Origin of the sequence: Phytohabitans sp. LJ34 (assembly GCF_052068095.1) — a bacterium.
GTDB lineage: Bacteria > Actinomycetota > Actinomycetes > Mycobacteriales > Micromonosporaceae > Phytohabitans.
In genome coordinates this window covers 64000-76581 of record NZ_JBQHDG010000016.1, presented here as the reverse complement: position 1 = coordinate 76581, position 12582 = coordinate 64000, and the positions used below count along the sequence as shown (strand labels likewise).

At 71.7% G+C, this 12582-nt stretch carries 10 protein-coding genes; 4 read left to right on the top strand and 6 right to left on the bottom strand.

Annotated elements, in window-relative coordinates; genetic code table 11:
* Positions 1 to 333: 333 nt before the first annotated feature.
* The 5 genes from ACTMTJ_RS26945 to ACTMTJ_RS26925 form a co-directional block, all read right to left on the bottom strand.
* A complete protein-coding gene (locus ACTMTJ_RS26945) occupies positions 334 to 564 on the bottom strand; it encodes a ferredoxin (protein ID WP_441220687.1) in 231 nt (76 codons plus the stop codon).
* A complete protein-coding gene (locus tag ACTMTJ_RS26940) occupies positions 558 to 1760 on the bottom strand; it encodes a cytochrome P450 (protein ID WP_441220685.1) in 1203 nt (400 codons plus the stop codon). The genes ACTMTJ_RS26945 and ACTMTJ_RS26940 overlap by 7 nt, the downstream gene beginning before the upstream one ends.
* A 78-nt stretch (positions 1761 to 1838) precedes the next feature.
* The gene (locus tag ACTMTJ_RS26935) at positions 1839 to 4109 is read right to left on the bottom strand and encodes a glycoside hydrolase family 6 protein (RefSeq protein WP_441220683.1); all 2271 of its coding nucleotides are present in this window, start codon (positions 4107 to 4109) and stop codon (positions 1839 to 1841) included.
* A 154-nt stretch (positions 4110 to 4263) separates the two neighbouring features.
* Positions 4264 to 5628 (bottom strand): condensation domain-containing protein, encoded by a 1365-nt coding sequence (locus ACTMTJ_RS26930; protein WP_441220681.1) that lies wholly within the window; start codon positions 5626 to 5628, stop codon positions 4264 to 4266.
* Positions 5629 to 5710: 82 nt separating this feature from the next.
* Positions 5711 to 6982 (bottom strand): vanadium-dependent haloperoxidase, encoded by a 1272-nt coding sequence (locus ACTMTJ_RS26925; RefSeq protein ID WP_441220679.1) that lies wholly within the window; start codon positions 6980 to 6982, stop codon positions 5711 to 5713.
* 78 nt (positions 6983 to 7060) lie between these two features.
* Here ACTMTJ_RS26925 and ACTMTJ_RS26920 point away from each other — a divergent pair, with 78 nt between their 5' ends.
* Both ACTMTJ_RS26920 and ACTMTJ_RS26915 read left to right on the top strand, forming a co-directional pair.
* A complete protein-coding gene (locus tag ACTMTJ_RS26920; protein WP_441220677.1) occupies positions 7061 to 7549 on the top strand; it encodes an RrF2 family transcriptional regulator in 489 nt (162 codons plus the stop codon).
* Positions 7550 to 7563: 14 nt separating this feature from the next.
* A complete protein-coding gene (locus tag ACTMTJ_RS26915) occupies positions 7564 to 8850 on the top strand; it encodes an FAD-binding oxidoreductase (protein ID WP_441220675.1) in 1287 nt (428 codons plus the stop codon).
* A gap of 6 nt (positions 8851 to 8856) precedes the next feature.
* Here ACTMTJ_RS26915 and sigJ read toward each other — a convergent pair whose 3' ends face one another.
* Positions 8857 to 9780: an RNA polymerase sigma factor SigJ gene (sigJ, locus tag ACTMTJ_RS26910; protein ID WP_441220673.1), complete on the bottom strand. Its 924-nt coding sequence runs from the start codon at positions 9778 to 9780 to the stop codon at positions 8857 to 8859.
* A gap of 150 nt (positions 9781 to 9930) precedes the next feature.
* On the opposite strand from sigJ, the gene ACTMTJ_RS26905 reads away from it, so the two are divergent.
* Together ACTMTJ_RS26905 and ACTMTJ_RS26900 are read left to right on the top strand one after the other, a co-directional pair.
* Positions 9931 to 10368, top strand: a complete 438-nt coding sequence (locus ACTMTJ_RS26905; protein ID WP_441220671.1) for a nuclear transport factor 2 family protein — start codon at positions 9931 to 9933, stop codon at positions 10366 to 10368.
* Positions 10369 to 12007: 1639 nt separating this feature from the next.
* On the top strand, positions 12008 to 12550 hold the full coding sequence (locus ACTMTJ_RS26900; protein ID WP_441220670.1) for a GNAT family N-acetyltransferase: 543 nt from the start codon (positions 12008 to 12010) through the stop codon (positions 12548 to 12550).
* Positions 12551 to 12582 lie beyond the last annotated feature (32 nt).

Below are 12582 nucleotides of genomic sequence, written 5' to 3'. Positions count from 1 at the left end.
CGTAACCAGCCAAGGGACGAGGCTTCGAGATCTAGGAGACTTCGGGTTGAAATAGCGCCTAAACTCTCCTAGATCTCGAATCTCGCGCCGCTCACACCGCCGCGGCGGTTACCCGCGGCGACGAAACCCCTGTCGCGTTCCCGGATCGCCGATCCGGGAGCGGGGCATTGTGGACAAACGTCGACCGCCGCCAGGGGTGAGCGCGACCAGCGGCGGACGGGTGAGGTTTCCCGGGGGCCCCGCGCAGCGGTCTGGACCACGACGAACGTCGCGGTAGCTCAAATCTCTGTCCAATAGGAACTCAGGCCACGTCACCCCAACTTCGGAAGCTCTTTACAGCGGCTCGGGTGCGATCAGGCGGTCGGTGGAGTCGTGCACCGAGATGGCCATCACCGGGCAGAGCTCGGCCGCGTCGGTGATGGCCTCGTCGGGGTCGGCGTGGTCGCTGGCCGGGGTGGAGACGCCGTCGACCAGCGTGAACCACTCCGGGGCGGTGCCCGCGCAGGTGCCTGAGCCGATGCACCGGGCGGCGTCGACCGAAATCCTCCACTGTGGAGCTACCATGCGACGGGCATCCGTTTGAGGCCGCGGACCAGCAGGCCGCTCTTCCACTCCAGGTCCTCCTCGGGGCCGGCGAAACGCAGGCCGGGCAGGCGGTCGATCAGGGTGGCGACCGCGACCTGTAGCTCCATCCTCGCCAGCTGTGCGCCGATGCAGTGGTGCACGCCGTGGCCGAAACCCATGTGCGGGTTGGCCGAGCGGGTGAGGTCGAGCGTGTCGGGCTCGGCGAAGACCTCGTCGTCGCGGTTGGCCGACGCGACCGAGCCGATGACCGGCTCGCCGGCGCGGACGAGCACGCCGCCCAGCTCGATGTCTTCGAGGGCGTAGCGGGCGAACGAGGACGCCACGCCGAGCGGGACGTAGCGCATCAGCTCTTCGACCGCCGTGGGCACCAGGTCGGGGTCGGCCCGCAGCTGTGCCAGCTGGTCGGGGTGGGTGAGCAGCACGTAGACGAAGTTGGGGATCTGCGTCACGGTGGTCTCGTGCCCGGCGGCCAGCAGGCCGGCCAGCAGCCGCACCATCTCCTGCTCGGTCAGGCGGTCGTTGTCTTCGTCGCGGACCCGGACCAGCGCGCTGATGAGGTCGTCGGTCGGGGTGTCCCGGCGCTGGGCGATCAAGCCGGCCATGTAGGCCCAGAGACTGTCCAGGTAGGACTTGATCTGCTCAGGGGTGAGCGACGTGGTCGACACGATCGCCTCGGACCAGACGTGGAAGCGGTCCTGGTCGGTGACCGGGACGCCGAGCAGCTCGCAGATCACGGTGATCGGCAGGGGAGTGGCGAAGCGCTCGACCAGGTCGGCCGGCGGCCCGGCCTCGACCATGCGGTCGACGAGGCCGTCGGCGATCTCCCGGGCCCGGGGGCGCAGCTGCTCGACCCGCCGCGCGGTGAACGCCTTGGCGACCAGCCGGCGCAGGCGGGTGTGCTCGGGCGGGTCCATCGACAGGATGCCGCCCTCGATCTGGCGCGGGGTGATCCGCGGCTCGTCGCGCCCGACGCTGGCGGCGCGGCTGAAGCGCGGGTCGCCGAGCACGGTGCGGACGTCGGCGTAGCGGGTGGCCAGCCACGCCTCCTCACCGAACGGCAACCGCACCCGGGTCAGGGGCTCGGTGCGGCGCAGCTCGGCGTAGAAGGGATCGAGGCGGAGCCGGTCGGGCGCGTTGAACGGGTAGTCGCGCACGGGACGCTGGGTATCCGTCATGTCTACGGATCGTACTGAACTTTATCGATCGTTTGGGGCCCGGTGCGGCGGCCAACCGCGCCGGGCACCCAAGCCGGCCTAGAGCGGCGGGTACGCGTTTTGCATCAGCTGCCGGAACTGGGCCGGGAACCACGCGCCGAACGGCGGTGCGCCGGGCAGCGCGCCGGACGGTGTGCTGCTGCCGCGCGGCGGGCCGTCGTACGTGGGATCGCACATCCGGTCGAAGGCGGCGCCGGGGATCGGGATGCTCGCGCCGTCCGACTCGCCCGGCGGCTTGATCCACACATAGGCCTGGATGCCGTCCACGGGCGCGGCGGTGGGGCGCTCCCCGAGGCCGGCACCGGTCTGGTTGCAGTAGTTGCCCTTGCTGATCCGCCGGTCGATCCGCGACTCGTCGACGAACCAGTTGGCGTCGGTCGACGTCGACGGGCCGGTCGGGCGGGTCGGCCCGCCCCAACCGTTGCGGGAGGTGTCGATCAGGAGGCCGATGCCCGCGGGGAAGCCGGCCTGCACCAGCGGGACCCGCACCGCCTGGGCGAAGGTCAGCTCGTCGTTGAACTGGTTCCAATCCACCCACTTCGTGTAGGTGTACGGCGGGACCATCGGGATGAAGGGCTCGCGCAGCGCCGAGTAGTTGGCGGTGTTGGTGACGAACCCGCGCACGTTGGCCGTGGTGCTGCCGGACGCGCGGGCGGCCAGGGCCATCAGGTCGATCGTGGGCCGCAGGTTGTCCTCCCACCCGATCATGCCGTGGTGCGACAGGTCGAGGTAGTTGTAGACGTTCGGCACCGCGCCGAGCTTGGCGAGCGCGTAGCCGATGCCGTCGACGTAGCCGCGGTTGGCCGCCATCGCGTTGCAGAGCAGGGTCGCGAAGGGTCGCGTGCCGGTGCTGATGACCAGGTTGGGCAGCGAGTCCGGCTCGACGACCGTCACGACGCGCAGGTTGGCGTAGGCCGGACGGCCGAGGATCTCGGCGATCGGGTCGACGAACTCCGCCTTGTAGCGGGGCAGGTCGTCGGGGCCGAGCTCGCCTTCGGACGCCATCCGCCCGCAGTTGCGGCCGGGCAGGTCGTAGAGGACGAGCTGGACGACCATCGGCTGCCCGCCGGACTGGGCGACCGCCTCGTCGAGGTGCGCGGCGAGGCCCATCGCGCCCGCGCCGCCCTCGATGTCGGCGATGGTGTCGAGCCACACCGCCGTCGGCTGGTCGGCGACCCGCTCGCCGCCGGGCTCGGCGAGCGCCCTGGCGCTCCACTCTGGATTGACGTACACGCGGGCGCCCACATAGGGGTTGGCCGCCGGCGGCTGCGTCCCGTCGACCCAGAACCGGACCTGCGTCGCGGCGGCGCGCTGCGGTGTCCCGTCGTCGTACGCGGTGGCCTGCGCGGTGTGCTGGCCGGCGGGCACGCCCGTGAGCGTGGTGGTGTACGGCGCGGTGGTGTCGCTGGCCACGAGCCGGCCGTCGAGGTGGAAGTCGACGCGGGCCACGCCGTGGTCGTCGCTCGCCGTCGCGTCCAGCTGGATGGGGTCGGTCGAGCGGTACACCTGGTTGGGCACGGGACTGGTGAGCGCGACCGTCGGTACCTGGGTGTTGGGCGGGCCGACGGGCCGGCACGGCGTCCCGTTGAGCGTGAACGCGGTGGGCATCGTGTTGGCGCCGGTGTATGTCCCGTTGAAGCCGATGGCGATCCGGCGGCCGGGTGCCAGTCGCGCGTTCCACGGCGCGTTGCTTGTCGCGGTCACCTGGGGGCTGCCGGCCGCCTGGGACCAGGTCACCGGCCAGCTGGTGGTGATCCGCTGGTTGCCGGGGAACGTGAACGCGAGGGTCCACCCGTCGATCGCGTCGCCGGTGTTGTCGATCATGATGGAGACGCCGAAGGTGGTGCCGTTGTCCCACTGCTTCTCGTAGGTGATGCCGCAGCCCACCGCCGCTTGCGCGGCGGTGGGTGCGGTCAGGACGGCACCGGCCGCCAGCAGGGTCGTCAGGGCAAGGGCAACCACGCGGGTACGCATGCGACCAGCGTGACACGGAAATTGATCGATATCAATCAGACTTGAGTCGTCGCCAGCTCGCGCTCGACCGGTGCGGGCACCTCGTCCAGCTGGTGGCGGAGCTTCTCGCCCTCTACGTCCACATTGGGCAGTAGTTTTGTCGAGCCAGCGGGGCAGCCACCAGGCGGCCTTGCCGAGCAGCGTCATCACCGCGGGCACGATCGTCATCCGCACGATCAGCGGGTCGAAGAGCACGGCCACGCCGAGCGCGAAACCGATCGACTTGACGATCGACTCCGGCGAGAGGATGAAGCCGGAGAAGACGCTGATCATGATGATCGCGGCGGCGGTGACCACCCGGGCGCCGTGGCCGAAGCCGCTTCGCGGGTACCTCGCTCCAGATGATCGCCGACGAGCTGGGCGTCACGAAGGACGGGTGAGGCCGCGGGAGCGGCGGTCTGGACCACGACGGACGTCGCGGTAGCTCAAAATCTCTGTCTGATCAGGGGATTCAGGGGTTGAAGCCACCCGACTCCGAAAGCGACAGGGGTGCCGGGGTGAGGACGGCCGCCACCGCGGTCTCCTCCATCGCGTGGGCACAGTCGACCATCGCCTCGCGCGGCATGTACCAGGTGTCCGCCTCCAGCGTGAGGTGGAACGATCCAGGTGCCTCCTCGACGGCCGCGAACAGCCGCTCGCTGCCCCGCCGGGTCAGCGGCTCGTGGGTGAACGTCGTCGCCGGCAGCGCCGCGCGCACGTCGGCCGGCGCCGGCGGCTCGGCGACCGGTTCGTCCACTTCGGTCAGCCGGCGGTCGTTGTAGTAGCAGTCGATGTCGACCTCTTCGCCCCGCTCGCGGCTGATCCGGTCGACGAGCGCGGCCAGCTCCACCGGGTCGTAGTAGGAGTTCTTGAACGTGGCGATGACCCGCCGGCTCACCCGCGCCAGCGCCTCGTCGAAGCTGACGCCGGCGACGTCGACCGCGCACAGGCCGTACTGCGTGGTGACGCTGACCGAGTCGGCCAGCCCGCGCCGAAACCGGTTGTTGACCGCGATCCGGGTGACCGGCGGATGGATGCCGGTCACCCGCGCCAGCGCCACGAGGAACGTCGTGAGGATCACCTGCGCGGTCCCCGCCCGGGTGCGGCCGCGGATGACCTGGATCGCCAGGTGTGCCGCGGGCGAGTCGAACCGGAGCTTCCAGTGCCGTGGCTCGCCCCGGTCGACCGGCGCCGGAAACCGCCGGGCGGGCACCCGGCGCAGCACGTCCGCCCACTGGCGCAGCACCGCTTCGCTGTGCCGCCGGCCGGCGGGGGAGTGCTGCCAGCGGGCCTGCTCCAGCGGCTGCATCGCGGTGACCGGCTTTGGCGGCGCGCCACCCAGGGCGTCCCGCTCCCGCAGGTCGGCGAGCACCGCGAGCGCGCCGAACGCGTCCCACACGACGTGGCAGACGGTCAGCACCCGGTACGCGGGCACCCCGTCCTTCAGGATCGCGGCGAGGAAGATCGGCCAGTCGCCGGCGAAGTCGAAATCGCGGGCGGCGTACCGGTACGCCATCCGGTCGGCGACGTCCGACGGGTCCTCGTCGCCCGCCTCGACGACGTCCACAGTGGTCTCGCCCGAGGCGTGCACCTCCTGGACGGCCGGGCCGCCGGTGGGAAACCGCAGGCGGGTGCGGAGCACCTGGTGGCGGCCCATCAGGTAGCGCAGCCAGCCGGCCACGTCGTCCAGCGTGGTGCCGGCCGGCAGCGGCTCGCAGTGCGACAGCGCCAGCCAGGCCCGCTGGCGCTTCATCGCGCCCAGGATCTCGAGCTGGCCCCAGCTGAGGCCGGCGACGCCACTACCCTCGCCCGCGAAGCGCACCACCATCTGCCCCATGACAACCCAGACTCGACGTGGCCGGTCGAACACTGGCAGGAGATCGATGGACTCCCACGTCATCCCGGGTAGCCGCGGGCGATCACCGGGGGCCGAACGCCTGACCGAGGACGTCCCGGGTGACGACCCGGCCGAGCCGATCGCCGTCCACGGACGCGGTGCGGTAGTGCACGCCGGCCCAGACCCGGGCACCGACCAGCTCGGCCGCGGCCGCGGCGAGGCTGCCGTAGTGGCGGGTGGTGCCGGAGTCGGCGCTGTAGGCGCTGAACGAGAGGTTGTCCCGGCCGAAGAACGACCGCAGGGCCGTCATCGTCGCCGACGTGAAGCAGGCGTGCCCCGAGGGGTACTCCGTCGAGGGCGCCGTGGTCCGCAAGGGCGTCCAGGCCGGGTCGGCGGTGGTGGCGGGGTTGCCGTCGGTGTCCGCGAGCGGGATCGCCGTCACCGGCCGCCAGAAGCTCCAGAACTTCTTCTCCTTGTAGCAGGCGATCAGCGTGTCGACGGCGGCCATGTCCACCATCGCGAACATGCGGGCGGTCTGGAGCGCGCTGAGCCGGTGGGTCGCCGCGAGCTGGCGGGTGATCTGCCACTCCACCATGCGGTAGTCGTCCCACCAGATCGCCGCCTCGGTCTGGTCCGCTGTGCGTACCGTGCTGGTGGCCGAACCGACGGCCTTGACCTCGTTGAGGTCGCGCGCGTAGGCGGTGCTGGTCAGGGCGGGCGGCCCCGGCGTGTCGAAGTCGTCGGGGTCGCCGATCACGAACGGCTTCAACGTGGCGAACCAGGCGCCGGCCTGGAGGAAGTCGGGCGGGGTCGGCCGCCACTGGCCCGGCTCGGTGCCGACCCGCCACGTCGCGTCGGAAAACGCGCCGTCGTCGACCCGGGCGGCGATCATCGCGACGGCCGCGGCTTCACCCACGGCGACGCCGCCGCGCTCGGAAGGACCGTCCGGGATCGCGGCCAGCGACTCGTCGTACCGCACGCGCAGCGCGTCGGCCTGGGCCGGGAAGAGGGAGAGCAGCACGCGGTACGACGCGGCGGCGACGGCGGCCGCGGTCGAGTCGCCGGGCCGGCCGCGGGGCGCGACGAGGTACGGCTCGTACGGGGTACCGGCGATCGCGTTGACCGCGTCGTACACCGCGCCCTGCACCATGGCGAAGCTGCGCGCGGTCGCGGTCGGCGACTGCCGGGCGACCTCGTAGATGGCGGTCTGGGCGTGGACGTTCCAGGTGATGACGGCGTTGGGTGCGGCGGCGGGCCCGGCCTGCGCGGCGGCCGGCGGTGCTGCCACCGCCGGCCCGGCCAGGGCGAGCGCGGCCACCACCGCGACGGCACGCGACCTGCTAAACCCTGTCATGACAGCTCAACATAGACCCGCGTGACTTCAGATCGGTTTCACCTTGCGCGGCTAATCCTGGACATGTAATGTCCAGGTATGCGGATGAGCGAGGGCGTCGAGTGGGCGTTGCACAGCTGTCTCAACATGAGCTGGCTGCCGGCCGGTCAGGCCGTGCCCGCGGCCAAGCTCGCCGCCTTCTACGGGCTGCCCGCCGCATACCTCAACAAGCAGCTCCAGGCGCTGGCCCGCGCCGGCATCGTCTCGTCGACGTCCGGCCCGCGCGGCGGCTTCCAGCTGGCCCGTAGCCCCGAGCGGATCACGCTGCTCGACGTGGTGGTGGCCATCGAGGGCCCGGAGGAGGCGTTTCGCTGCGAGGAGCTGCTCAAGCGCGGGCCGGGCGCCGATCCCGCGGTCGACTACCGCCAGGCGTGCCTCGTCGCGCGGGCGATGCGGCGGGGCGACCTGGCCTGGCGGCGCGAGCTGGCCGGGCAGACCCTGGCCGACCTCAAGGCCGACGTGGAGCGCGCATATCCCGCCACGCCCGGCAACACGGTGAACAGGTTCGCGGCACTGCGCGGTTTTTAGGAGGGCAATTCTAGATGTTGGATATCCAGGATAATGTTCGCGGCCGGGTCTGGCTGCCCGGCACGCCTGACTTCGACGCGGCCCGCCGGCCGTGGAATCTCGCTGTCGAGCAGCCCGTGGCGGCGGTCGTCGAGGCCGCCGACGCGGACGACGTCGCCGCGCTGGTCCGCCACGCCCGCGCCACCGGGTTCGCCATCGCGACCCAGCCCAACGGGCACGGCGCGACCGGCCGCACCGGCGGCACCGTCCTGCTGCGCACCCGCCGGCTGGACACGATCGAGGTCGACCCGGTGGCCCGCCGCGCCCGCGTGGGCGCGGGCGTGTCCTCCGGCCGGCTCCAAGCCGCCGCCGCGCCGCACGGCCTGACCGGGCTCCCCGGCAGCTCGCCGGTAGTCAGCGTCACCGGCGTGGCACTCGGCGGCGGGCTGAGCTGGTTCGGCCGCAAGCACGGCTGGGTCGCCGACAGCGTCACCGCCTTCGACGTCGTCGATGCCGGCGGCCGGCCGCGGCACGTCACCGCCGACACCGAGCCGGACCTCTTCTGGGCGCTGCGCGGCGGGGGCGGCGACTTCGCCATCGTCACCGCGCTGGAGATCGCCCTGCACCCGGCGCCCACCCTCTACGGTGGCCGGACACTGTGGACCGCCGAGCACGCGCCGGCCGTCGCGGACGCCTACCGCCGGATCACCGCGACCGCCCCGGACGAGCTGACCGTCTGGTTCGACCTGTTGCACTTCCCGGGCGCGCCGCCGATGGTCGCCGTCGACGCCACCTACCTCGGCGCCGAAGACGAGGCGCGCGACCTGCTGTCCCCGTTGGACGGCCTGCCGGCGCCGCTCTCCGACAGCAGGAAGGTCATGCCGGTCACCGAGCTGGGCTCCATCACCGCCGAGCCGACCGATCCGAGCGCGGGCCTGTCCCACGCCGAGCTGCTGACCACATTGGACGACGCCGCGGTCGGCGCGCTGCTGGAGAGCCCGATCGCGCCACTGCTGAGCGTGCAGGTGCGGCACCTGGGCGGGGCGTTCGCCGCTCCGTCGGACAGCCCGCACGGCCCGCTCACCGAGCCGTACGCGCTCTACCTCTTCGGCCTGCCCACCGACCCCGCGGCGGTCGTCGCGAAGCGGCGCGCACTGGCCGGGTCGCTGCCCACCAGCGGCCGCAAGCCCTTCACGTTCCTCGACCCGGAGGAGACGGTGGCGGACGCGTTCGGCCCGGAGGCGCTGGCCCGGCTCCGCGACATCAAGCGGCGGCACGACCCGGACGGCGTCTTCCGCGCCAACTTCCCCACGGGCGGGTGACCGGCGTCAGCTCGCGCTCCACGGGCGGAGCTTCTCCGGGTTGCGCACCGCCCATATGTGCTTGATCCGGCCGTCCACCACGTCGAAGGCGATCACCACTCCCACCGCGCCGTCGACTTCGCCGACCAGGCCCGGCTGGCCGTTGACCGTACGCTCCAGGAGCCGCATGCCGGTGGCCCGGCCGGCGAGGTCGGCGAAGTAGCGGGCCACCCGCTCGCCGCCCACGATCGGCTCGATCGCGGCGGTGACGAGCCCGCCGCCGTCGCCGACCGCGATGGCGTCCGGGTCGAGGATGTCGATCAGCGCCTGGATGTCCTGCGCCTCCCACGCCTGCCGGAAGTCCCGCACGATGCCGGCCCGCTCGGCCGGCGGGGTTGCGGGGGCCTGCGACGCCTGGATGCGGCGGCGGGCCGACGAGGCCAGCTGGCGGCAGCCCGCCGGGGTACGGCCGACGATCTTCGCCACCTCGGCGAACGAGTAGCGGAAGACGTCGTGCAGCACGAACGCCACCCGCTCGGCCGGCGTCATCGACTCCAGCACGACGAGAAACGCCATGTTGATCGACTCGTCGAGCGTGACCCGGTCGGCCGGGTCGGCGCCGATCGCCGCCGCACGCCCGCTGACCAGCTCCGCCGGCCCGGGCACCGGCTCCGGGAGCCACTCGCCCACGTAGCGCTCGCGCCGGGCCCGCGCCGAGCCGAGCAGGTCGAGGCAGATCCGGCTGGCCACCGTGGTCAGCCAGGCGCCGGGCGTCTCGATCTCCTCCCGCCGCTCCGGCGCCATCGCGTACCAGCGGGCATACGTCTCCTGCACGACGTCCTCGGCGTCGGCCAGCGAGCCGAGCAGCCGGTACGCCAAGCTGATCAGCTGGCGCCGCTCGCTCATGATCGCGCTCAGCGTCGGGTCGAGCGGCTCGTCCTGCCTGCTCATCGGTGGTTCTCCCTCGGTCGCGGCCGTCCCTCACAGGTTCGACGAGACACCGCACGGGAATGTGAGGTTGGCGCCCACCTCACATTACGAGGCGTCGCGTCGTCGTACCCGGTGGGACTCAAACCGATCGATTCGACAAGGAGCACACCGATGAACGACTTCCAGGCCATCGCTGACCGCGTCGAGATCGAGGCGCTGCGCGCGGAGTTCACCGACGCGTCGATGACGCACGACTGGGACCGCTTCGCGTCGCTGTTCACCGAGGACGGCGCCTGGCGGATGCCGCACATCGACGTGGAGCTCGCCAGCCGCGAGGAGATCCGCGCCGGCGTCGAACGCCTGCGCGGCATGTGGGCCTACTTCGTGCAGAACGCCCATCCGGGCACGATCCAGCTCGACGGCGACACCGCCACCGGCCGCGCGTACATCGCGGAGTTCGGCCGCTTCCACGACGGCCGGTCCAACCTCAACTACTCCCTGTACCACGACCGCTACGAGCGCACCCCGGCCGGCTGGCGCTTCGCCGAACGCCTCTACGAGGTCCGCTACGTCGACACCAGCCCCCTCCCCGGCGAGGCCTCGAAATAGCCGCCAAGGCCGCCAGGCCACCCCGAGATCTCTCGGAGTCGACTTAGTAAGTTTCCAAAGACATATTTGCCCATGTCCGCGTCACCTGTAGACCGTATGCTCCCGCGGGCACCGCTCCGGCCGGCGGCTCGCAGCGCTCGCCGAGATCCCCGGCCTCCACTGCCACCTCCGCGGTGCAAGCCCGTCGCTTCTTCGTTTGTGGTGGTTAGTGCGCCTCCGGCGGGGCCTCGGGCTTCGCACGCTGGCCGCGAAACACCATGACCGGCGGATCGCCGGCCACCTTCCCACTGGTTGGGGAGGCGGCTCAGCATGTGGACGGCGCCATGATCGTTAGCCCGTTTAGGGCGCGACACGCCGAAGACCACGCCCTTATCGGGCTAACGATCACGCGATGCGGCCGCCGCGTTCCGCATCTCCCACGTGACGGGACAATCGGTCAGGATCTGGAAGGCGTCGTGGTGGACGCCGGGGCTTGCGAAGCCTTGCTGAGCCGGGCCGCAGGCCCCAAATCGGAGTTTGAGCCGGTTGTCCGCTTGCTCTGCGGTTTCGGCTCGCTTGTGGTTGCGGTTACTGCGCCTCCGGCGGGGTCTCGGGCTCCGGCCGGGCCGTCCCCGGCTTGTTCACTCTTCTTGGTGGGTGGTTGCGGTGGGAGCCGTGTCGTATGCCGTCGTCCAGGCTGAGCCGAGCAGGCCAGCGCCGGGGCCGCCAGCCGCCGTCTGATTGTCACGGTGCGCGGGTCGTGGCGGCCCCGGCGCTGGTCTGCTCCCCGTGCGGGTGGACGACGGCATACGGCACGGCTCGGGCTACGCCCGCTGGCTGCGGCAAGGGCGGGGCTGGCCGCGTGGGTCATGACCGTTTCCGCCGACAACTTGCCGGCAGATCCTTTCCCGGGTCCTGGTCAGCGGTGGACCGTATGCTCCCCGCTGGCAAGGTCCGCTCCGGCCACCGGGCTATCGGTTACATGGCGTCACCGGCCCGCGACATCCGTCGCGATCCGCACCGCCGCAGCCAGCGGCCTCACCCCATCCGCCGCCGGGCCGCACCCACCCCTGTCCACGATGTCTGCTCTCGGAACGGCGATCCACCAACAACCGGGGCTTCGTCGCCGCGAGTGACCGCCGCGACGGTGCGAGCGGCACAAGACTCCTGGTCGCAGACGTTCCCTGCTAAGTCTGGCGGCCTCGGCGCGGGGTCTCTGAGCTGGGGAAGGCATTGCGCCACACGCCGTCTCAAAACTCCGAAGTCGAGGGCAGTTGCGTACCACGATCTGCTGGCGTGCCCCGATCTCTCACACCGATCGAGGAAGATGCCCGACATGGCGCGCCGGTAGCGTCGCCCGCTTTCTGAGGCGAGCGTTGCCAACAAAGCGGGGATTTGCTGCCTCAGAACGCTGACCAGGAAAGGCCGTCCGTACATGGGCTTGTCTCGCGGGCCTGGCAGCGGAGGTCGGGGGTTTCGGCGAGCGCTGCGAGCCGCCGACCGGAGCGGCGCCCGCGGGAGCATACGGTCCGCAGGTGACGCGGACGGGGGCGAATCCGCTTGAGAGACGTCGCGACGGCGGCCTTCGGGCATGAGGCTAATCGGTCGCCCTTCGTAAATCGGTGTCGTCGGGCGTTCCGGTGCGGGATGCTCGGCGGTGATGACTGATCAGGGTGATGGTGAATCGCGGCCGGTGGTGCGCATCGTGCACCTGGACGGGGCGGCGTTCCGGGCGCTCGTCGAGGGTGACCTCGCCGCCGCGAACGCGGCCAGTCCGGTGCCGCTCTCGGCCTTCATCGCCGGTCCGGACGCCCGGTCGGTGTGGGGGATGCGGCTGCGGCAGTACGAGGAGGACCCGGCCACCGGCGCCTGGGTGACCGGGATCATCTGGGACGAGCGGCGGCAGGTCGCGGTCGGCTGGGCCGGCTATCACGGGCCGCCGGACGCCGCCGGGATGGTGGAGATCGGCTACACCGTCGACCCGGCCTACCGCCGCCGTGGCTACGCGCGCGCCGCCCTGGAGGCGCTCCTGGCGCGGGCCGCGCGGGAGCCGGGAGTGCGCACCGTGCGGGTGAGCATCCGGCCCGACAACAAGCCCTCCTACGGGCTGGCCGCGCAGTACGGCTTCGTCGAGGTCGGCGACCAGTGGGACGAAGAGGACGGCCTCGAGATCGTCTACGAGCGCCCCGCGGGCCAAGCCTGACGATGGACGACACCCCGGCGCGCGTGCCGGCC